The organism is Bradyrhizobium sp. Leaf396 (assembly GCF_001424605.1).
In the GTDB taxonomy this organism is placed as follows: Bacteria; Pseudomonadota; Alphaproteobacteria; order Rhizobiales; family Xanthobacteraceae; genus Bradyrhizobium; species Bradyrhizobium japonicum_C.
The window spans coordinates 84298-105053 of the sequence record NZ_LMQJ01000001.1; the positions used below are offsets into that span (position 1 = coordinate 84298).

Below are 20756 nucleotides of genomic sequence, written 5' to 3' on the forward strand. Positions count from 1 at the left end.
CAGCAACATCTGTCTAGTCGCCGCGCAATGCCTTGCCTGCGAGCAGGCTGACGAGCTCCTGCTGGCGCGAAAGACCGGTTTTTGAAAGCACGGCTTTGAGCTGCGTGCGGACTGTCTCTCGCGCAACGCCGATTGCCGCGGCGAGCGCGTCGAGCGATTCCGCTTGTGCAACGCGACGCGCCACCTGGGCCTCTGCCGGCGTCAGGTCGAACAGCCCTTGGAGGACTTCCGCACTCGGTACCGCGCCGCGATCGACGGGAGTCACGACGAGCATGAAAGTGGCTCGCGTGAAGATATCGCGCGCCGATCCGCGCACCGGGATGACATGCAGGACCATCGGTACGCGATCCATCGCCGCTGCGATGGCGATGGACTTGACGATCCGACTGCCAGCAACGGACGAAGTCGCCAGCGCTGCCAAGAACAACCCGTCCGCGGCAGCATCGGTCAAAGTCAACCGTTCGGCGCGGTCATGAAATAGCGATGGCATCAGCGCTTCGAACAGGCGGTTTGCCGCGAGCAATCGGCCGCCTTCGCGCAATATCGCTCCGGGCAGGCCGATCGCCTGCAAAGCATCGGCCTGCGCGCGAGCGCGCTCGAAACCAAGGCGGTTTGCGGTCATGGACGCCCGAGCCAGATGCGGCCTCAAGTCATCCAGAAACAAGACGACGTCGCGCGGCACCGGCCCATTGTCCTGATGCCGCGGCATGACGATCGCTATCGAATCGCCGCTCGGGATTGGAATGATTGTCCCGGCTCTGTAGCCGATCCCGTGCCTGCGATAGAAACTGCAATACACGTCGTTGGTCGCAATCTCGTGCTCCGATAGAAGGTCTCCATCAACGAGGAAGCCGGCGTGGTTGAGTGCGGCCGCACGCGGCAGCAACGGATCACGCTCGCTCCATCCCTCCTTCAGGAAAAGCGGCATGGTCTGGTCGTGGTTGGCGGAATTGATCCCACTGACATAGCCGTCGCGTACGGCAAAAAGCAGGCCGCCATTCCCGCCGACGGCGATACCGATTTCATTGAGGACCTCGGGCCACAATGAAGGTACCAGCCCGGCCTCGTAGATGCGGCCAATCAGATGATCGAGATGCTCAGATCCACTCATGCGCAGTGCGAAAGAGCCAATGGCCAACTATAGCCAAATGACCACGCGACGCAATCATCAGCGATACGAGAAGGGCGTCAAGCTCTCCTATGGGATGAGTCGGCCATTTGCATCCTTGCCGCGATGTTCGGCTCGCCGGCGCGGCGGCGAGCCGCGGTTCGGCTACACGATTGTCTTCGAGCCGGATTTCTTCATTGCCCCGCCGGGCGGCATCGCGAAGGTTCGGAGGCCGAAGACGGATCCCGTGATGGGGAGCGGCGGCACGCTGCTCAGCGCCTGGCGGACAAAGCCGCGTGGAGGGGGGTAATCACACGTCTACGCGCGCTCAGCTCAGATAGTCAGGCCTGAAATCCGCTAACCTGCGCAGCTCATCCGACTGAAGCAGCTCGATTTCGCTGCCTTCCCAGGCAATCAATTCACGATGCCTCAGCTCCTGGATGGTGCGATTGACGTGGACGATCGACAATCCGCAGGCGTCCGCAACGTGGCGCTGCGTCATAGGCATCTGGAAGCAGCCGTCCTTGACAAGGCCGACGACCTCCAGCCTTGCGGCGAGCTCGCAGATGAGATGTGCCACCTTGGGCAGCGCTGCCTGTGCGCCGAGGCGCGCGATCCATTGCCGCGAGATTGCCGCGTCGATCAGCGTCTCGCGCCAGAAGGCGCGGGTCAGATGGATGGAGTCGTCGAGCAACTGCTTGAGCTGGCTGTGTGCGACCGTGCCGACGATGGTCGGTCCGAGTCCGACCAGATCCGCATCCATCGGCGAGACCAGCAGCGTGTGCAGGCAGGGCATGTCGCCGGGAACGTGGAACGCGAGGATCTGGCTGCGGTCGCCGACGATGCGCGCCTGGTAGAGGAAGCCGCTGACGACGAACACGCAGCGCGAGGCAGACTCGCCCTGGCGCAGCACGATCTCGCCGTCGGCGACCTGGCGCAGCGCAGAAGGCAGGGCGGCCACCTGCCGGCGTTCCTCCTCCGATAGGCCTTCGATCGCCTGGAGACGCGCGATGAACTTCGAATACGGCATGAGTCTCGCGTGCTGGTTCAGGCGTCCCGCGGCACCGACGCCCCGACGGAGCGCCGCGAGAGTTTTGCGATGGTCCAGTCGGAGGCCGGCGCGGCGCGGAACTCGCGGATGGCGCGGGCGAGTTCCTGATCGGACATCGGCCGGATCGGCTCCTTCATCATGCCGTTCTCGAAGGCATCGCCGATGCTGTCGAGGTGCTCGCTCGCCCGGGGCGGGAACAGGCTACGGATGCGCTCCAGGATCGTCGTAGGGCTCATGAAGGGCGGCTCGGCTCGCGTCGAGGGCAACGGAACGGGATGCGACTGATGGGGCGCTGGTCGGCTAGCAACCTGTGCTTCCGATCCGCGTTCTAGTCCGCTGAACCCGAGCCGGACGTATCATTTGATAGACCGGCGCCATTTTGGCGGCCCCATGGAAAGAGCCCAAGACGTGCTGATCCGGAACCTCGGCGAGCACACCGAACTCGCACAGGAGGATATCGCGGAGATCCGCGCGCTCACCTTCACGCTGCGCGATTTCGACCCCAATGAGGATTTCATCCGCCAGGGCGACGAACCCGAGCATTCGGCGCTGGTGGTCTCTGGCATGGTCGCGCGCTACCACCTGCTCGGCAGCGGGCGGCGGCAATACCTGGCGTTTCACCTCACCGGCGACCTGCCGGATGCGCAGGGCCTGTTCATCGACCAGATGGATCACGGGCTCAGTGCGCTCGGCCCGGCCACGGTCGCGTTCATCCCGCATCGCGAATTGTTCGTCGCGTTCCGGCGGCGGCCGAACTTTGGGCTGGCCGTCTGGCGTGAGACGCTGCTCGACGCAGCGATCTTTCGGGAGGCCATCACCAACAACAGCGCCCGGTCCATGCAGACGCGGATGGCGCACCTCTTCTGCGAGCTGTTCTACCGCGCCCGCGCGGCGCAACTGGTCCGCGGCAATCGCTGCCCCGTGCCGATCAGCCTGGGCCAACTCGGCGAGACGCTGGGCATGGCGATCGCGACGGTGAACCGGACACTCGCCGACCTTCGGCGGAGCGGAGCCATGGACCTGCGCGAGGGCGAGCTCGTCGTGCTGAAATGGCGCGAGCTGCAGCGGCTCGGCGATTTCAGTCCGGCCTATCTGCACCTTAAGCGGCAGTCGTCGCCGCGGGCGTGACGTTGGAGGATTGCTAACCGCCGGCAATTGCCGCGCCCAGCACTTCGTCGAAATGCTTCTTCACCCAGTCGTTGCAGGAGCAGGCTCTTGCTTCGAGCGCTGCCGCGTCGAGGATCAGGATGGCGCCGCGGCGGGTCGCGAGGATGCGCCTTGCCTTGAACATCTGGATGACGCGGCTGGCATAGCTGCGGGAGACGCCGAGCATGCCTGCGAGCTGCTCATGGGTGAGGGGAATTTCGGCGCCACCGACACGTTCCTGGGCCGAGATGATCCACTTGGCAGCGCGCTGCTCGATCGAGTGTGCCGCGTTGCAGGCTGCGGTCTGCAGCAACTGCGCGAACTGGCAGTCGGCATAGCGCGAGAAGGACTCCTGGAGTGTCGCCGACCTCTGCTGCGCCTGCTCGAATGCGCGGAGCGGCAGACGGAAGAGCGTGCCGCCGAGCTTCACGACGATGCGCGAATAGGCGAGCGAAGGGGTGCGGCCGGAGGCAATGCCCACCGCTCCCTCGCGCCCGACCAGCAGGCTCTCGACCTCGCGATCGTCCTCGACTGGCACGGCGAACGACACGAGCGTGGGACCGCAGGGAAAATGAACTGCAGCCATGCCGTCTCCGGCGTGGTGCAGGATATGGCTCGTTTCGACTTCGACCGGCTGGAGGTGAGGCGCGAGCAGCTCGAAATCCTGATGGTTGAGCTGCCGGAGCAGATCGTTCTGGGGCCGACCGGTCACGTTGGGTTCTCTTGGGGCCGGGAATCGGCGCCAGCGTGCAACCTACGTTTCCGCGGCGGAACCGACGGTTCCAAAGTGCACACAACGGATGTTCAGCCGTTACAAAACTTTCGCTTTCGGCTTCCGGGATCTTGGGCGATCGCTGACATCACGGCTACAGCCGAACGCCGCTAGGGCCGGAGGGCCCGACGGGCGGCAACGAACATTATCCGAAGTGCGCTTCGCAGTCCCGCAAGGATCGGTCTTGTGCCGCGTGCGCGCGATAGGCATCGATGGCCTTGTTGGCGAGCATCAAGTCTCGGCGCTCGCCGGTCCGGAGCTGCGCTTCGATGGCATCGAGCAGAAGATTTGCGCTCGCGTCGGGGGGGCCGAGCTCGCCGCTCTTCTCCAGGCAGCCCCAGGCGATAAAGAATGCGCTTTCGACGGTACAGCGAATAGACATGCGCTGCCAACGCGGCGGGCCCGCAGGCGTTCCGTGCGGCGGGCGAGACTTGTGCCAGGCCCGCCGCTGGCGTCAGTCAGTTCTTCAGCACGATGCGGCCGACGACCTTGCCGGCGCGCAATTCGTCGATCCATTTCTGGACATCGCCCATCGGCTCCTCGCGCATCGGCGTCGGCTTGATCTTGCCGGCGCGTGCCAGCGCCATCAGCTCGTGCGCCTCGGCCAACGTGCCGACCATGAAACCTTCGATGGTCATGCGCTTATAGACCCATTGCACCATGGGCAGGGTAAACTGGCCGCCCATCAGGCCGGAGACCACGATCTTGCCGCCGCGCGCGGCGACTGCGACCGCGAAGGCCATCGACTTCTCGTTGCCCGCGAAATCCACGATCTCGTCGAAGCCGCCCTCGGTCTCCTTGAGGATGCGCTTGATCACGTCGGGCTCGGCTGGGTCGTACGCGACGGCGGCGCCGTTCTTCAGCGCGGTGTCGCGCGCGGCCGGGCTGAGATCCGCGACGGTGATCGGCTGCTTGAACATGGCCTGCGCGAACGACAGGCCCATCATGCCGACGCCGCCGAGGCCGATCAGCAAGAGATTGCGTTGGCGCGGGCGATCGACCAGGCGCTTGAGTGCGCCGTAGGCGGTGACGCCGGAGCACATCAGTGTCGCGGCCTGGTTGACGGGGAGGGGATCGTAGTCGAGCAGATACTTCGCGTCGGGTACCAGCACGTGGGTGGCGAAGCCGCCGTCAATGGAGACGCCGAGGAAGCGCTGCTTCACACAAAGGTTCTCGTCGCCGTTGGCGCAGTCGCGGCACTGGCCGCAGCCGATCCACGGGAAGACGGCCTTCTTGGCGCCGACGAGGCTTGCCGGCACGTCGGGGCCGACTTCATCGACGATGCCGGCGATCTCGTGGCCGAGCGTGAAGGGCAGCGTCATGCCGCGCGTGGTGTCGAGCTTCTTGCCGCCGCCGAGATCGGCATAGCCGTCCTGGATGTGCAGGTCGGAATGGCAAAGGCCGCAGCGTTCGATGCGAACCAGCACCTCGCGGCCTTGCGGCTTGGGCGTGTCGACGATGGTCTCGCACAAGGGCGCATCGAACTTGACCAGGGATTGCCTGCGCATCAGCGCCATATTTCTTCCTCCGAAATTCTGATTGTCACGTTTCGCTGCGTATATCCGCCAATTCACGCGCCATGGCAACAAAGCCGGCGATCGGAATTGTCTCGGCGCGCCGCGTCGCATCGACGCCCGCAGCTTGCGCGAGCCGCGCGGGATCGACGCCCAGCGGCTTCAGGCTCTGCCGCAGCATCTTGCGGCGCTGGCCGAACGCCGCGGCTGCGACCTGCTCCAGCAGCCTGCGATCGCACGGCAGGGGTTCTGGGCGCGGCACGAGACGCACGACGGAAGAGGTGACCTTCGGCGGCGGCACGAAGGCGGACGGTGAAATGTCGAACAGGATCTTGGTCTCGCAGCGCCAGTTGGCGAGCACGCCGAGCCGGCCATAGGCCTCTTCGTCCTCGCGCGCCACGATGCGCTCGCCGACCTCGCGCTGGAACATCAGGACCATCATCTCGTACCAAGGCGGCCACGGCTCGACGGTGAGCCAGTTGATGAGAAGCTGGGTTGCGATGTTGTAAGGCAGATTGGCGACGATCTTCGTACGTTCGCCCGAGAGCAGCGGGCGCGGATCGAAGGTCATGGCATCGCCATGCACGATCTCGAGCCTACCGGGGTAGCGTGTGGAAATATCCTGCAACGCCGGAATTGCGCGCTCGTCGTGCTCAATGGCAATGACGCGGCGGGCACCAAGCGCGAGCAAGGCGCGCGTCAGCCCGCCCGGGCCGGGGCCGATCTCGACGATGGTCGCTTCGTCCAGCGGTGCGGCGGCGCGCGCGATGCGTGCGGTCAGGTTGAGGTCGAGCAGGAAGTTCTGGCCGAGCGATTTCCGGGCCGAGAGGGCATGCTGGCGAATGACCTCGCGGAGCGGCGGGAGGTCGTCGATCGCGCTCATCAGCCTTGGGAAGCGGCCATGCGGCTCGCAAGCTTGAGCGCCGCGATCAGGCTGGCGGGATTGGCCTTGGCCGTCCCCGCGATGTCGAAGGCGGTGCCGTGATCGGGCGAGGTGCGGACGAAGGGCAGGCCGAGCGTGACGTTGACGGCGTCGTCGAAGGCGACCGTCTTGACCGGGATCAGTGCCTGGTCGTGATACATGCAGACCGCGCAGTCGTAGGTCTGTCGCGCGGCCGCGTGGAACATGGTGTCGGCCGGCAGCGGGCCCCTGACCTCGATGCCGTCGTTGCGCAGCACCTTCAGCGCCGGGGCGATCACGGTCTGCTCCTCGTGGCCGAGCGAGCCGTCCTCACCGGCGTGCGGATTGAGGCCCGAGACCGCGATGCGCGGCTTTGCGATGCCGAAGCGGGCTTTCAGTGCGGTGGCGACGATGCGAACGGTCGAGACGATCAGCTCGCTAGTGAGTTCTCCCAGCGCATCGCGGATCGAGACGTGGATGGTGACGGGCACCACGGCGAGCTGTGGCGACCACAGCATCATCACCGGCTGCGGCACGCGGCCGTTCTCCGCCGCGAGCTCGGCGAGGAACTCGGTGTGCCCGGGATGACGGAAGCCGGCGCGGTAAAGCACGCTCTTTGCGATGGGGTTGGTGACGATGGCGCCGGCGCGACCCGCGCGAACGTCGGTGACCGCCTGCCGGATCGAGGCGAGCGCGGCCGGCGCACTGGAAGTGTCGGGCTTGCCGGGCTCGGCGCTCGCGCGCTCGCCGGTCGCGACCACGGGAAGGGCGTCAGTGAAAGCGGAAGCGGCATCGCTGGGGCTCACCCCGGCGATCCTGATGTTGGCGCCGAGCACCTTGGCACGCCGCGCGATCAGGTCCTCGTCGCCGAGCAGGTAGAAGGCCGGCAGGTTCAGTTCGCGGCGCTTGAGCCAGGCCGCGATCGTGATGTCGGGGCCGATCCCGGCGGGCTCTCCCAGGGTCAGGGCAAGGGGCTTTGCCGGGCGCTCTGAAGAAGGCTCGGCCATCAGCGGTTGCGATATTCGATCATCGCCGCCTTGCGGAGCTCTTCGAGATAGGCCTTCTGGGTCTTCTCGTACTTCTCCTGATACATCTTCTCGCGAACCTCGCGCTTTTTCGGCGTGTCGATCATGGTCGGCTTGCGCGAGCACAGCACCACCATCTCGATGCCGTTCTTGGTCATCTCGGGCGCGGTCAGGTGGCCGATCGGCGTATCGTCGAGTACCTTGCGCAGCGGCTCGGGCAGTTCAGCCGTGGTCTTGGTGACGGTGTCGCGGATGGTGGCGTTCGGGGTCGAGCGAAACAGCGAGTTGGCTTCCTCGCAGCTTCCGATCCGGGCGCGATAGGCCTCGGCTTCCTTCTTCCGCGTTTCCAGGAACGTCGCCGACGAGCCGCGCGGCACGATCAGGACGATCGGCTGCATCTTGTACTCGGTGCCCTCGATCTGGAGTTTCTCGCCGGTCTGGGCCTGCACGGCTTGCGCGACGTCGCGCTCGCCGACCTGGAGGCGCTCCTTGTAGCGGCCGCGCACCAGGCTGGTCCAGACCATCTCGGCCTTCATGCGGCCCTTCAGCGTCTCCGGGCGGACGCCCTTGGATTCGAGCGACTTGGTGAGCTGTTCCGGCGTGATGCGCATGCGCTGCGCCATGCCCTCGTAGGACTGGTTGATGTCGGAAACGCCGGGATCGACACCGTACTTTCTGCCTTCCTTGAGCTTCACCTTGTCGTCGATCAGCGAATTGATGACCTCCTGCCGGCTCGGGGTCTTCTGCGTCGTCAGCTGGGTGAGCTTGGTGCGCTGCTCGATGTCGAAATCGGTGATCGGATCGCCATTGACCATGACGACGATGTTCTGCGCGCGCAATGGCGAGGGCAGGCCGGTCAGCATCAGTCCGGCACAGATAGCGAGAAGGAGGCGGAAGACAGGCAATGGGATCATCATGATGTCGCTCGCATGTCAGTCGCGTTGACGGGGCAAACGCGGCCGGCACCTCAAACCGTTCACTGGAGGCCGGCGGAACTGCTGGTCGTCGACGAGTTCGCCAGCGTGCGCAGACCGATTTGGAACATGAACGCGTGGCTCAGCGTGGGCGGTGCGGTACCCGCGGAATACCTATACGAAGTTACATAGTTCGCCGCCAGCACGAAGCAATCGTCGACATAGCCGGCACCGAGCACATACTGGTTGATCTTGTTGGCCTCGAGGTCCCAGCGCGCCGAGCCCGACACCACCCAGTTGGCAGCGACCTTCAGCGAGCCCGTGGTCAGGATGCCCTCGCGGCGCGTCAGATAGCCGAGCTCCGGCTGCGGCGCGTAATTGCCGTAGAGCATGCTGACCGACCAGCGATTGAAGTTGGCGCGGCCCTCCGCCTCGAAGCGCTGCACGTTCCAGGTCTGCTCGTCCATGCGGGAGCGGATGCTGAATGTGTAGGTGCTGTTGGGCGAGTAGCTTGCGCTCGCGACGTAATCGGACCGCGGCTTGTCAAGGCCGGAATTGAGGCCGGTGTTGATGGTGTCCTGGACCGCGAAGGAGTTCAGGCCGAACAGGTGATAGGACTGGCCGAACAGCACCTTGACGGCACCGCCCCTATCGAACTGCGTGGTGGACTGCACGCCGACATTGGCGCGCCCGCCGCCCTCGACACGGTCGTAGCCGGAGAACTTGTCGACGCTGAACAGGTTCGAGGCGTCGAACACCAGGCTCTGGGCATCCTCGTTCGGCAGCCTGCCGGCATAGGTCTCGTTCGGCCGGATGATGACCTGCGCGATCGGCTCGACGGTGGTCGAGCCCCAGGGCTGAATGTTGATGAAGGGATAGCGGTACTCCAGGCCCACGGTCGGCATCAGGCGGAACGCCTGGGTGTCGCCGACGGGCAGGTAGTTCGATACGCCGGGCTGGTTGGAGACCGAGGAGTTGATCGCATCGGCGCGCAGGCTGGCGAACGGCGTCCAGATCTGGCCGAACGGATCGGTGAAGGATCTGCGCCACTGCGCTTCCGCCGTGAGGCGGGTGTAGGTGCCCGGGAAGCCGCGCAGCAGGCATTGCGAGGGCATCCGGGCCAGCGGATCGGCCGACGCCGTGGTGCAGAGGCTGTTGGTGTTGGCGACCGTCGTGATCGGATCGAACACCGCCTCGTCACGCGACAGGTTCACGAAATTGGTCTTGTAGCTGAACTCGCCGCCGAAGACCGGATAATTGAGCACGTTGGAGTAGTCGATCACCGGATAGACGATCGGCACCTGGCTCTGGTTGCCCGAATAGCTCAGCCAGTACATCGTGCGCGCATCGAAGAAGCTGCGGTTGCCGACGCCGGTCAGATAGAGCTGCGACAGCGCTTCCGTCGGCAGCAACAGGAACGAGCCGAGCGGATCGCGGTACTGGTAGAGCCGGTAGTCCGAGAAGAAATAATAGTCGGACATCAGGACGCCGTCCCAGCCCCAGACCCATTTGTCGTTCAGCGCGAACTGACCCTTGGTGTCGATGGCGCCGCGGAAATCGCGGTCGCCGGGCTGCCCGGCGAATGCTCCGGGATCGAGCTGGTTGATGCCGTAAGCGCGGATCTGGTACGCGCCGTCGATCAGGCGCTGGCGGAATTCGCCCTGCATCAGCACGCCTTGCCGAGACAAGAAGCGGGGGGTGATGGTTGCGTCCATGTCGGGCGCAATCGCCCAATAATAGGGAACCTCGACGCCATAGCCCGTGTTGTCGGTGCCGGAAATATAACCCGGCATCAGGAAGCCGGACTTACGCTTCACGGTCGGGTCGGGCGTCGAGAAATAAGGCATGTAGGCGAGCGGCACGCCGAAGAATTCGATCTGTGCCGTCTCGAAATACAGCATCTTCTCCTGCTGGTCGTGGATGATGCGCGCACCCTTGACCTGCCACAGCGGTGGCTTCTTCGGGTCGTCCTTACACGGCGCGCAAGCCGTGTAGACGCCGTTCTCGAACACGGTGTAGTTGCCGCTGGAGCGGTCGGCGCGGCTCGCGGCCATGCGGGTCTGGTCGGCGGTGTCCACGCGCAACGAATCCACGAAACCGTCGCGGTAATCGTCGGAGAGATCCAGGATCTCGGCATAGGTGATCTTGCCGTCGGCATCCGTCATGCGGATGTTACCTTCGGCGTGCAGCCGCTTGGTCTTCTGGTCGTAAATGACCCGGTCGGCCTCGACGCTCGTGCCGTTGTAGAACAGCTGGACGTTACCGACCGCGGAGACGCGCGAGTTGTTGTAGTCGTAATTGACCTCGGTCGCCTGAACCAGCATCTGGTTGTCGTTGGGGGCCCTCGGCGGCTTCGGACGCGGCGGCAGCGGGTTATACGTGTACTGGGCGTGGGACGGCGTCACGGCTGCAACGTCGATCAGCCCGCCGAGCGAGGCCGCAGCGACGGCAGCAATCAGGAGTCTGCGGACGGACAAACCGCACCCGTTCGCGCGCACTGATGTGCGCCGCGTCAAACGAGACACGAGCCCTCGGCGGACGGCAGTCACTATCCGTCCTCCAGATAGAGCAAGGCCAAAAAGCCGGTGAGGCCGCCCACCACAACGGGCAGCCACGCCGCAGCGATCGGATGCATCAACTCAGCCTTGCTCAAATCCTCAGTTACTTTCGACAGAACGTAGAGCAGAAAGCCTGCGCCCACGCCACTCAAAACCATCTTCTGCACGCCGCCCATCCGGAAGAAGCGCAGCGATACGGAAGCCGCCAGCATCACCATGGCCGCCAGCAAAAACGGCTGCGCCAGCAGCTTCTGATACTGGAGTCGGTATCCGGCTGTCGCGAAGCCTGAGCTTTCGGAGGAGCGGATGTAGCTCGGTAGTTGCCAAAAGGACACAGTCTCGGGGGTGGAAAAGCTGTTGCGGACCTGTGCCTCGGTCAACGTGGTCGGAATCTCCAGGCTGGCCTGGTCGATGGGCGGTGCGTCCAGCGAGAAGCGGCGGACACCCTTGAACACCCAGCGGCCGGCCTCGAGCGTCGCCTCGCGTGCCTCGACCCGCTCCTTGAAGTGCTGGTCCGGGTCAAACCGGAACAGCGTGAGCCCCGTGAGTCGGATGCCCTGCTGCTCACTGCGCGCCGCATTGATGATGGTCTGGCCGTCGCTGGTCACCTGATTGAGCCAGAAGCCGGAGGCGTCCTGGATGCCGCCGCCGGGCGCCGAGCCGAACAGCTCGGCCTCCATGCGCTTGGACAGCTCGCGCAGGTTCGCCGACATCGGATTGTAGGCGACGGTGGCGATCACCCCGATCAGCAGCGCGCTGCCGAGCGCCGGTGCGATGAACTGCCAGGCGGAAATGCCGGCGGCGCGCGCCACCACGAGCTCGAGCCGGCGGGAGAGGGCGAGGTAGCACGTCATGGCGCCGATCAGCATGCAGAACGGCGTCAGCTTCTCCAGGAGCTGCGGCACCCGGAACAGCGAGGTCTCGGCCACCATGATCGCCGAGGCGGATGCCAGGCCCGAGGTCTTGCGCACCATCTCGATGTAGTCGACCAGCACCAGCAGCAGGAAAATGCCGCCGAACACGCCGAGCGCCGCGACCACGAAGCGGCCGGCGAAATAGCGCCCGAGCGTATTGGTGAGCATGCTCATGCGGCGGCCGGACGTCCGAACAGCCGCGCGATCCGTGCATTCGATCTGTTGATCGCCTCCATCAGGCCAGGAGGCGGCTCGACCACCACGCCGCCGATGATCATGGCGAGCCCGATGCCGATCCCGCCTGCGACCATCGCGTATTGGACCAGCACCGCGCCCGGCGACTTCACCGCCATGACCGAACAGGCGAAGCCGGCCATGCGCAGGCCGAACACGGCGAGGATCGAGGAGCCGATCGAGAAATTGCGACTTTGGCGGGTGGTGCGCGGCGCGCCCAGGAACGCGAACGTCAGCACCGCGAAAACGAAGGGATAGACCGGTGCGAGGATGCTGTCGTGCAGCGCCGAGCGGAACTGCCCGGGAATCTGCTTGTAGACGGGATCGTCCTCGGAGGGCGAGAACAGCTCCCACAGATAGCGCTCGCGGATGCCGAGGGTGACGTCGCGGCCCTGGCCCGAGAATTTCGACATGTCGAAGCCATAGCGGCCGAAGGCCACCAGTGCCGGATCGCGCTTGCCGGCCTCGAAGCGCTGGAGATTGCCGGTCTCCAGCACCAGGAACGATCCGGTCTCGTTCTTCACGATCTCGCCGTGCTCGGCCACGATCGAAACGCGCTCGTTCGGGTCGCGGCGGTCGTCGATGAAGATGCCGGCGAGAATGCCACCGGGCTGGCGTTCGCGGATCCGGATCGTCAGGTTCTTGTCGAGCTGAGCGAAGCGACCGGGCTGCAAGATGTTGGTGAGCACGTCGGCGGTGATCTCGGCATCCCACTGCTTGATCCGGCGCATGCCGTCGGGGGCGAGATAGGCCGCGATGAAGGCGACCAGCAGCGCCACGACGCAGGTGGCGTAGAAGAACGGATAGAACAGCCGGAAGGGTGAGAAGCCCGCCGCGTTCATCACGATGATCTCGGAATCAGTCGCGAGCTTGTTCAGTGTGTGCGAGATCGCGATCATCAGCGCGATCGGCGAGATGATCAGCACCAGTGCCGGGATAACGAGGCTGGTGATGCCGAGGAAGGTGAGGATGGTCTGCCCCTGGCTCGTCATCAGGTCGATGCCGCGCAGCGCCTGCGTGATCCAGATCACGCCGGTGAGGCTGACCAGGACGAGCGCAAACGACGCCAGCGTCGTGCGGAAGATATACCTGTCGATCGACCCCATGCGCTACCGCACGAATCCCACCAAGACCCCGATGCCGGCCGGAACCCGTGCCGCCCAACCAATCCCCGACGGGGATCCCCAAGGTTGGGCGAAACCTCTTCCGCCACGCTATTCTCTCACTAGCATCCCTTTGATCCGTCAACAAAATGGCTGCCCCGTGGCGCCGTCATTATATGGTTAATATTTCCCGTGTTGTGGCCCGGCGGCCACGGGGGTGCTTGGCATCTGCTGGGCGAGTGGCCCATAGTGGACAATGTCCAGTGAATCGCCGTTCAGCTACGCCTGCGCGCGGGGCGTCCGATCGCGATAAGCCCATGTTTTGGAGGAGCTATCCATGTCCGATGCCATCAAGGTCGGCTTTGTCCCGTTGTCTGCCGCCCCCCGTGGCATCGTGGTCGTGTTCTGCGACGATGGCCTGAAACTCGGCCCGGCCACGACCAAGGCGCTGGGGGGCGCCAACGAGATCGTGAAGCGCGCGGCCGCCGCCGCCGCCTTCAAAGGTAAGAGCGGGGCTGCGCTGGACATTCTGGCCCCGGAGGGCGTGAAGGCGACCCGGCTCATCGTGATCGGGGCCGGCAAGGCGACCGGCCTGAAGGCGAACGATTTCCTCAAGTTCGGCGGCGTGGCCGCCAGCAAGCTGCCCGCCGGCGCCAGCGCCATGACCATCATGGCGGAGCTGCCCGGCGGTGCCATGACCAGCGAGCAGGCCGTTGCGATCGCCTCGGGCCTGCGGCTGCGCAGCTACAAGTTCGACCGTTACAAGACCAGGAAGAAGGACGGCGAGGAGGGCGGCCTGCGCGCCGACATCTCGCTTGCGGTTGGGGATGCCGGTGCAGCGAAGAGGGCGTTTGTCTCGGCCGGCCACGTCATCGACGGAGTGATCATCGCGCGTGATCTCGTCAACGAGCCGCCGAACGTGCTCTTTCCCGAAGAATTCGCGCGCCGCGCGGCTCAGCTCCGCAAGCTCGGCGTCAAGGTCGAGGTGCTCGACGTCAAGGCGATGCAGAAGCTCGGCATGGGCGCGCTGCTCGGCGTCGGGCAGGGGTCCGCACGGCCGAGCCGCACCGTGATCATGCGCTGGGACGGCGGCAAGAAAGGCGAGGCACCGGTTGCTTTCGTCGGCAAGGGCGTCTGCTTCGACACGGGCGGCATCTCGATCAAGCCGGCCGGCAGCATGGAGGACATGAAGGGCGACATGGGAGGCGCGGCCTGCGTCGTCGGCCTGATGCATGCGCTCGCTGCGCGTAAGGCCAAGGTCAACGTGGTCGGCGCCATCGGCCTCGTGGAGAACATGCCCGACGGCAACGCGCAGCGGCCGGGCGACATCGTCACCTCGATGTCGGGCCAGACCATCGAGATCATCAATACCGATGCGGAGGGCCGCCTCGTGCTGGCCGACGTGCTCTGGTACGTGGCGAAAAAGGTGAAGCCGAAATTCATGGTGGATCTGGCGACGCTGACCGGCGCGATCATGGTGGCGCTCGGCACCGAGCGTGCCGGCATGTTCTCCAACAATGACGAGCTTGCCGACCGGCTGCTCACGGCCGGCATCGAGAGCGGGGAGAAGGTCTGGCGGATGCCGCTCGGTCCCGAATACGACAAGCTGATCGATTCGCAGTTTGCCGACATGAAGAACACCGGCGGCCGCCACGGCGGCTCGATCACGGCAGCGCAATTCCTCCAGCGCTTCGTCGACGGCACGCCTTGGGCGCATCTCGACATCGCGGGCACCGCCATGGGCGCGCCGAAGACCGACATCAACCAGAGCTGGGGAAGCGGCTACGGCGTCCGCCTGCTCGATCGCCTGGTCTCCGACCATTATGAGCGCAAATGACCTGAAATGACTGAAGTGCTGTTCTACCATCTGCAAGACATGACGGTAGAGAATGTGTTGCCGCCGCTTCTCGAGAAATCGCTCGAGCGCGGCTGGCGCGTCGTGGTGCAGTCGACTTCTGAGGAGCGCGCCGATGCGCTCGACGCGCATCTGTGGACCTATCGCGACGATTCCTTCCTGCCGCACGCGACGTGGCGGGTGAACGACGCCGCCGATCAGCCCATCGTGCTGGCGATCGAGGGGGGCAATCCCAACGGCGCCAATGTCCGCTTCCTGATCGACAACGCCGCGTTGCCCGAGGACGCACAGGGCTACGAGCGCATGGTGCTGCTGTTCAATGGCGACGATCCGGACGCGCTGGCGATTGCCCGCACGGTCTGGACGGATTGCAAGGCGCGGGGATTTGATGTCACCTATTGGCAGGCCGACGAGCGCGGCCGGTGGCAGAAGCGCAATTAGCCGCCGTTCGCAATTAATGATAATTTGCACTTTTCGAGCGATGCTGGCTTCGGCCACCTTCGTGCCGCAAAGGGATGTTGGGACAATCGTTTAGGGCTGGTCCTTCACGCGGGGAATTAGTTTATCGTGCGACATCAAAAGCTTCCCGGCTCGCTCATGATTACGTTGGCCGCCGTGGCACCGCTGGTCGCGGGCTGCTCGGGCGGGACCGATCTGTTGTCGAAGGACGCAGCATGGTTCCAGAAGCCCGGCCGGCTCTTCATCAAGAACATCTCGATCGAGTCGCCGCCGCTGACGCCCGATAAGCCGGTCGGACCCGAGGACCTCGTCAGCGCCGACGGCGCCTGTCCCGGCATGACGCCGCCTCCCGGACCGGCCGATGCCAATGCCTCGACGACTGCACCCGCGCCGATGGGGGGAACAGTCGCGCTCGGCCACACCGAATGCGACGTGGTGCGCGGCATCGGTGCGCCCTCGACCGTCAATCTTTCCAACGATGCCGCGGGCCGGCGCGTCGCGGTCGTCACCTGGGCCACCGGCCCGCGCGCGGGCATCTACACGTTCACCTCCGGCCGCCTGTCCTCGATCGAAGGCAATCCCGAACCGCAGCCGGTGCCGAGGGCAGCGAAGCCGAGGAAGAAGTCTGCTTAGGCTCTCTGTGTCCCGGGCTCTGCGGCGCGTCGCTTTCGCTTTGCCTCCGCTCCGGGGCACCAAGCGCTAGCTACCCCGCCGCCTCATCAAATTGCGTGCTCGCCTCGAGCCACTGCTCTTCAGCTCGTGCGAGCGCCTCCGCGGCATTGGCGCGGGCCTTTGACAGCTGCGCAGCCTGCTTGGGATCGCGTGTGAAGATGTCGGGCAGGGCGAGCGCGGTGTCGATCTTCGCGATGATCTCGCTCACGCGGGCGATCTCGGTTTCTGCTTCGGCGATGCGCTTCTTCAGCGAGCCGCGATTGTCGGACTTCGGTCGCTGCGGCTTGTCGTTTGCCGCGCTGCGTTCGCGCGGCGCTTCCGCGTTGCGCGCGGACAGCACGAGGCGGCGGTACTCGTCGAGGTCGCCATCGTAGTTGGTGACGGTGCGGTCGGCGACAATCCAGAGCCGGTCGGCGCAGGCCTCGATCAGATAGCGGTCGTGCGAAACCATGATCACCGCGCCGGGAAATTCGTTGATCGCTTCCGCAAGCGCCGCGCGGCTGTCGATGTCGAGATGGTTGGTCGGCTCGTCCAGGATGATCATGTTGGGGCCGAAGAAGGTCGCAAGGCCCAATAGCAGCCGGGCCTTCTCGCCGCCCGACAATTTGCCGACCTTGGTGTCGGCGGCCTTGCCGGAGAAGCCGATCGCGCCGGCGCGGGCGCGCACTTTGGCCTCCGGCGCATCGCCCATCAGCTTCCGGACATGGTCGTAAGCCGAGGCGTCCTCGTTGAGCTCGTCGAGCTGGTGCTGCGCGAAATAGGCGATCGACAGCTTGTCCGCTCGCGTCACCTTGCCGGAGAACGGCGCGAGACGTCCGGCCAGCAGCTTGACGAGCGTCGACTTGCCGTTGCCGTTGGCGCCGAGCAGCGCGATGCGGTCGTCATTGTCGATCCGCAGGGTGACGCGGTTCAGCACCGGCATTGCCGGATCGTAGCCGACCGAGGCATTGTCGACGGCGATGATCGGCGGCGACAGGATCTTCTCGGGCGCGGGAAAGCTGATCTCGCGCACGTCCTCGGTGACCAGCGCGGTGATCGGCTTCAGCCGTTCCAGCATCTTCACACGCGATTGCGCCTGGCGCGCTTTCGAAGCCTTGGCCTTGAAGCGATCGACGAAGGCCTGCAGGCGCGCGCGCTCGGCCTCCTGGCGCTTGATCGCCTTCGCGTCGAGCAATTCGCGCGCAGCGCGCTGCTCCTCGAAGGAGGAATAGGTGCCCTTGTAGAGCGTGAGCTTGCCGCGCTCGAGATGCAGGATCTGGTCGACCGAGCTTTCCAGGAGGTCGCGGTCGTGGCTGATCACGATCACCGTGCGCGGATAATGCGCGAGGTGATCCTCCAGCCAGAGCGTGCCTTCGAGGTCGAGATAGTTGGTGGGCTCGTCGAGCAGCAACAGGTCGGGCGCAGCGAACAGCGTTGCGGCAAGCGCGACGCGCATGCGCCAGCCGCCGGAGAACTCGGCGCAGGGGCGGAGCTGATCCGCGGCGGAGAAGCCGAGGCCGGAGAGGATCGCGGCGGCGCGCGATGGCGCCGAATGCGCGTCGATGTCGACGAGGCGGGTCTGTATCTCGGCGATCCGGTGCGGATCGGTCGCGTGCTCGGCTTCAGTTAGCAGCGCGTCGCGTTCGAGGTCGGCCTTGAGCACGACCGAGATCAGGCTCTCGGGGCCGTTCGGCGCTTCCTGCGCGAGGCTGCCGATGCGCCAGCGTGGGGGCAGGGTCACCGAGCCGTGCTCGGCAGCGAGCTCGCCACGGATCACCTTGAACAGCGTCGACTTGCCGGTGCCGTTGCGTCCGACCAAGCCGACGCGCGCGCCGGGCGTGATCTGCACGGAACTCTGGTCGATCAGAAGGCGTCCGGCGAGACGGATGGAGAGGTCGGTGATGAGAAGCATGCGGCCTTGTCACCGCAAGGCGCCTCGAACGCAACTCGTTTTTCCGTCAATGCGGCTCGCGCTCGCGCTGCCTCAAGGCGTTGAGGAGCTGCTCGAGGTGCGTCGGAAGGCGAGGCTCGGGTCGCAGACTCTGCTGGAGCCGTTCGCCCACGGCGTCGCAAATCGAGCGGCTGGTGCGCCGGTCGATCTGTTCGCTGTCGTTGGCAAAAAGGCCAGCCATCGCGGGTTCCGTGTTCTCAAAGTAAGGACACCGTACCAAGTCATTGCTAGCCAATTGGTTTCGCCGACTGTGGGGAATGGTGGGCATTCTCGCAAAAATTGTATGAAGCGCACCTTGTCCGTGCAAGGCAAAGCCCCGGCGAGGGGGGCGCCGGGGCTTCTCTTGGAGGTACCCGGGGGGCTCAGGTACCTCGGGAAGGTGCTGACGGTCTTAGTAGCAGCGGTTGATCAGCCGCCAGCGGGGTCCCCACGGGGTCGGGACCAACCGGCGCACATAGCAGCCGCCATAACCGTAGGAGACGGGACCTCCGACATAGAAGCGCGGTCCGCCCCAGCCGTGGCCATGGTGCCAGCCGCCACGCCATCCGCCATGCCAATGAGCGGATGCGGAGGTCGGCGCCAGTGCGGCACCCAGCGCGACCGCGGCGACGGCGGCAAGCGAAAGTTTCCTCCACATGGTGATCTCCTCAAGACTGCCGGCGCGGGGCCATCGCGCCGAAGGGAAAGCCGCCGAAACGGTCCGCCTGACGATCAGGCTTCGGTTTCGATGGGCCGACCTTATGCCACTAAAGCTGAACCGAACCCTGACGGCGGTTTCAGACTGGGTTCATCTTGGTGAAATTGTTGTCATCCATGCTGAATCGAGCGTCCGTCCTCCGACGGAAGCGATTGCGGCCGTACGGGCGGTCGCTTGCCGGATGGCAAAGGCGCCGATATAAGCCCCGCAACTCCGAACCACCGCTTTTCTCCCAAGGACAAGATTATGGCCATCGAACGCACTTTCTCGATCATCAAGCCCGACGCGACCGAGCGGAATCTGACCGGTGCGGTCAATGCCGTGATCGAGAAGGCCGGCCTGCGCATCGTCGCGCAGAAGCGCATCCGCATGACCAGGGAGCAGGCCGAGACCTTCTACGCCGTCCACAAGGCGCGCCCGTTCTTCGGCGAGCTCGTGGACTTCATGACTTCGGGTCCGGTCGTGGTGCAGGTGCTGGAAGGCGAGGGCGCGATCGCCAAGTACCGCGAGGTGATGGGCGCCACCGATCCAGCCAAGGCCGCCGAGGGCACCGTCCGCAAGCTCTACGCGAAGTCGATCGGAGAGAACTCCGTGCACGGCTCGGACGCGCCGGAGACCGCCGCGATCGAGATCGCGCAGTTCTTCTCGGGCAACGAGATCGTGGGCTGATCCGTCAGGCGACAGGTTAGGACGACGGGGCGAAAGGATTAATTGTGGGCTGGCTCTGGCAGATCTTCGATCCCGCTACGATCGGGGCATTCTTCACCCAGTTTCGCAACGAGATGGCCGAACCGACCTTCTGGATTGCGGTCGGCAAAATCATCTGGATCAACATCCTGCTCTCCGGCGACAACGCGCTGGTGATTGCGCTGGCCTGCCGCGGTCTCTCGCCGCGGCACCGGCTCTGGGGCATGATCTTCGGTGCCGGCGCAGCCGTGATGCTGCGGATCATCTTCACCGGCATCGTCGCCAGCCTGATGGGCCTGCCGTACCTCAAGCTGGCCGGCGGTCTCGCGCTGATCGTGATCGCGGCCAAGCTCCTGGTGCCGGAAAACGAGGACGAGGACGACGTCGAATCGGGCGCGCATTTGTGGCACGCGATCCAGATCGTCGTGGTCGCCGACATCGTCATGAGTCTGGACAACGTCATTGCCGTCGCCGCCGCGGCCAATGGCAGCGTGCCGCTCTTGATCCTCGGCCTTGCCATCAGCGTACCGCTGATCGTGGCCGGCGCCGCGCTGATCATGGCGCTCCTCGCGAAGCTCCCGGTCCTGGTCTGGGCCGGTGCAGCGCTGCTCGGCTGGGTCGCAGGCGAGGTGATCGCGACCGATCCAGGCATCGCGCCGAAGCTGCACACGCTGTTCGACGGCCCGCTCGGCGCCTCCCTCGACGGCATGCTCGGCGCGCTGCGCATTCCGCCGCAGTTCGGCCATGGCGGAGGAGGCGGCGAATATTTCTGTGCGGTGCTCGGCGTCATCGTCGTGCTGGTGGTCGGTTTCATCTGGCGCCGCCGCAGCCTGATGCGGACAGCCCTCGAATCTTCCGAGCACCACGCCAGGGCCTCGGCCGAGTGAATTTGACGGCAGCGATCTACAGATGCCGCGCGGCTATATTCGGCAGCCAGTCGCGCGCTTCTCCCCATGTTTAGATCTTATCTTATTCTAAGCTACTGAAAATAAACACACTTTCTTTGACTCGCCGGCTGTTCCCGCGGCACCTCGCTCCGGTATCAATCAAACCGGAAGCCGCCGCGAGATGTCGTCGAGAGTCATTTGCCCTCCCATTGCCATTCTGGCGTCCGCCGTCAAAGCGCTCGCCGGGGTCTCCAGCCCGACGGCATTCGCGGCCTCCGTGATACCAACTATTGGTCCGGCGTGGCGAGCTTCTCCGCGCTGGCGCAAGG

General features: G+C 65.1%; 23 protein-coding genes. 8 read left to right on the plus strand and 15 right to left on the minus strand.

All coding sequences use genetic code 11. The annotated features are described in order from the left end of the window. Nucleotides 1-13 precede the first annotated feature (13 nt). A complete protein-coding gene (locus ASG57_RS37450; RefSeq protein ID WP_155251389.1) occupies nucleotides 14-682 on the minus strand; it encodes a helix-turn-helix transcriptional regulator in 669 nt (222 codons plus the stop codon). A 174-nt stretch (nucleotides 683-856) separates the two neighbouring features. Between ASG57_RS37450 and ASG57_RS37455 the strand changes: the two genes are divergently transcribed. Beyond that, nucleotides 857-1048 (plus strand): hypothetical protein, encoded by a 192-nt coding sequence (locus tag ASG57_RS37455; protein WP_155251388.1) that lies wholly within the window; start codon nucleotides 857-859, stop codon nucleotides 1046-1048. Between the two features lie 82 nt (nucleotides 1049-1130). Then, nucleotides 1131-1418: a hypothetical protein gene (locus tag ASG57_RS38510; RefSeq protein ID WP_024338117.1), complete on the plus strand. Its 288-nt coding sequence runs from the start codon at nucleotides 1131-1133 to the stop codon at nucleotides 1416-1418. Nucleotides 1419-1436: 18 nt separating this feature from the next. Here ASG57_RS38510 and ASG57_RS00425 read toward each other — a convergent pair whose 3' ends face one another. Continuing rightward, nucleotides 1437-2138 (minus strand): Crp/Fnr family transcriptional regulator, encoded by a 702-nt coding sequence (locus ASG57_RS00425; RefSeq protein ID WP_057195490.1) that lies wholly within the window; start codon nucleotides 2136-2138, stop codon nucleotides 1437-1439. A 17-nt stretch (nucleotides 2139-2155) separates the two neighbouring features. Further along, entirely contained in the window at nucleotides 2156-2395 is a 240-nt protein-coding gene (locus tag ASG57_RS00430) for a hypothetical protein (RefSeq protein ID WP_024338115.1), read from the minus strand. Nucleotides 2396-2549: 154 nt separating this feature from the next. Here ASG57_RS00430 and ASG57_RS00435 point away from each other — a divergent pair, with 154 nt between their 5' ends. Next, nucleotides 2550-3287: a Crp/Fnr family transcriptional regulator gene (locus ASG57_RS00435; RefSeq protein ID WP_024338114.1), complete on the plus strand. Its 738-nt coding sequence runs from the start codon at nucleotides 2550-2552 to the stop codon at nucleotides 3285-3287. A 13-nt stretch (nucleotides 3288-3300) separates the two neighbouring features. On the opposite strand, the gene ASG57_RS00440 is transcribed toward ASG57_RS00435, so the two are convergent. The 9 genes from ASG57_RS00440 to lptF form a co-directional block, all read right to left on the minus strand. Further along, nucleotides 3301-4017 carry a Crp/Fnr family transcriptional regulator gene (locus ASG57_RS00440; RefSeq protein WP_024338113.1) on the minus strand — a complete coding sequence of 239 codons (717 nt, stop codon included), beginning with the start codon at nucleotides 4015-4017 and terminating at the stop codon, nucleotides 3301-3303. 205 nt (nucleotides 4018-4222) lie between these two features. Then, nucleotides 4223-4459: a hypothetical protein gene (locus tag ASG57_RS00445; RefSeq protein ID WP_024338112.1), complete on the minus strand. Its 237-nt coding sequence runs from the start codon at nucleotides 4457-4459 to the stop codon at nucleotides 4223-4225. 76 nt (nucleotides 4460-4535) lie between these two features. Continuing rightward, complete coding sequence (locus ASG57_RS00450) at nucleotides 4536-5594, minus strand: alcohol dehydrogenase (RefSeq protein WP_024338111.1); 1059 nt, start codon at nucleotides 5592-5594, stop codon at nucleotides 4536-4538. 25 nt (nucleotides 5595-5619) lie between these two features. Beyond that, nucleotides 5620-6474 carry a 16S rRNA (adenine(1518)-N(6)/adenine(1519)-N(6))-dimethyltransferase RsmA gene (gene rsmA / locus ASG57_RS00455; protein ID WP_024338110.1) on the minus strand — a complete coding sequence of 285 codons (855 nt, stop codon included), beginning with the start codon at nucleotides 6472-6474 and terminating at the stop codon, nucleotides 5620-5622. Next, a complete protein-coding gene (gene pdxA, locus ASG57_RS00460; protein ID WP_024338109.1) occupies nucleotides 6474-7499 on the minus strand; it encodes a 4-hydroxythreonine-4-phosphate dehydrogenase PdxA in 1026 nt (341 codons plus the stop codon). Before pdxA ends, rsmA begins: the two co-directional genes overlap by 1 nt. Further along, the gene (locus ASG57_RS00465) at nucleotides 7499-8434 is read right to left on the minus strand and encodes a peptidylprolyl isomerase (protein WP_024338108.1); all 936 of its coding nucleotides are present in this window, start codon (nucleotides 8432-8434) and stop codon (nucleotides 7499-7501) included. The genes pdxA and ASG57_RS00465 overlap by 1 nt, the downstream gene beginning before the upstream one ends. Nucleotides 8435-8493: 59 nt before the next feature. Then, entirely contained in the window at nucleotides 8494-10980 is a 2487-nt protein-coding gene (locus ASG57_RS00470; protein WP_024338107.1) for an LPS-assembly protein LptD, read from the minus strand. Beyond that, nucleotides 10980-12077, minus strand: a complete 1098-nt coding sequence (lptG, locus tag ASG57_RS00475; RefSeq protein ID WP_024338106.1) for an LPS export ABC transporter permease LptG — start codon at nucleotides 12075-12077, stop codon at nucleotides 10980-10982. Before lptG ends, ASG57_RS00470 begins: the two co-directional genes overlap by 1 nt. Next, complete coding sequence (gene lptF, locus ASG57_RS00480; protein ID WP_024338105.1) at nucleotides 12074-13243, minus strand: LPS export ABC transporter permease LptF; 1170 nt, start codon at nucleotides 13241-13243, stop codon at nucleotides 12074-12076. The genes lptG and lptF overlap by 4 nt, the downstream gene beginning before the upstream one ends. A gap of 334 nt (nucleotides 13244-13577) precedes the next feature. Between lptF and ASG57_RS00485 the strand changes: the two genes are divergently transcribed. From ASG57_RS00485 to ASG57_RS00495, 3 genes are all read left to right on the plus strand, one after another. Further along, complete coding sequence (locus ASG57_RS00485; protein ID WP_024338104.1) at nucleotides 13578-15077, plus strand: leucyl aminopeptidase; 1500 nt, start codon at nucleotides 13578-13580, stop codon at nucleotides 15075-15077. 6 nt (nucleotides 15078-15083) lie between these two features. Further along, complete coding sequence (locus tag ASG57_RS00490; RefSeq protein ID WP_024338103.1) at nucleotides 15084-15536, plus strand: DNA polymerase III subunit chi; 453 nt, start codon at nucleotides 15084-15086, stop codon at nucleotides 15534-15536. Nucleotides 15537-15701: 165 nt separating this feature from the next. After that, entirely contained in the window at nucleotides 15702-16187 is a 486-nt protein-coding gene (locus ASG57_RS00495; RefSeq protein WP_024338102.1) for a hypothetical protein, read from the plus strand. 70 nt (nucleotides 16188-16257) lie between these two features. Here the strand turns inward: ASG57_RS00495 and ASG57_RS00500 are convergent, their stop codons facing one another. The 3 genes from ASG57_RS00500 to ASG57_RS00505 all read right to left on the minus strand — a co-directional run bounded on the left by ASG57_RS00500 (nucleotide 16258) and on the right by ASG57_RS00505 (nucleotide 18793). Then, a complete protein-coding gene (locus tag ASG57_RS00500; protein WP_024338101.1) occupies nucleotides 16258-18117 on the minus strand; it encodes an ABC-F family ATP-binding cassette domain-containing protein in 1860 nt (619 codons plus the stop codon). Between the two features lie 46 nt (nucleotides 18118-18163). Continuing rightward, nucleotides 18164-18337 carry a hypothetical protein gene (locus ASG57_RS38515; protein ID WP_196232359.1) on the minus strand — a complete coding sequence of 58 codons (174 nt, stop codon included), beginning with the start codon at nucleotides 18335-18337 and terminating at the stop codon, nucleotides 18164-18166. 210 nt (nucleotides 18338-18547) lie between these two features. Further along, the gene (locus ASG57_RS00505) at nucleotides 18548-18793 is read right to left on the minus strand and encodes a hypothetical protein (protein ID WP_024338100.1); all 246 of its coding nucleotides are present in this window, start codon (nucleotides 18791-18793) and stop codon (nucleotides 18548-18550) included. A 306-nt stretch (nucleotides 18794-19099) separates the two neighbouring features. On the opposite strand from ASG57_RS00505, the gene ndk reads away from it, so the two are divergent. Further along, the gene (ndk, locus tag ASG57_RS00510) at nucleotides 19100-19522 is read left to right on the plus strand and encodes a nucleoside-diphosphate kinase (RefSeq protein WP_024338099.1); all 423 of its coding nucleotides are present in this window, start codon (nucleotides 19100-19102) and stop codon (nucleotides 19520-19522) included. Between the two features lie 44 nt (nucleotides 19523-19566). Then, nucleotides 19567-20427 carry a TerC family protein gene (locus ASG57_RS00515; RefSeq protein WP_024338098.1) on the plus strand — a complete coding sequence of 287 codons (861 nt, stop codon included), beginning with the start codon at nucleotides 19567-19569 and terminating at the stop codon, nucleotides 20425-20427. The last annotated feature ends 329 nt before the right edge of the window (nucleotides 20428-20756 follow it).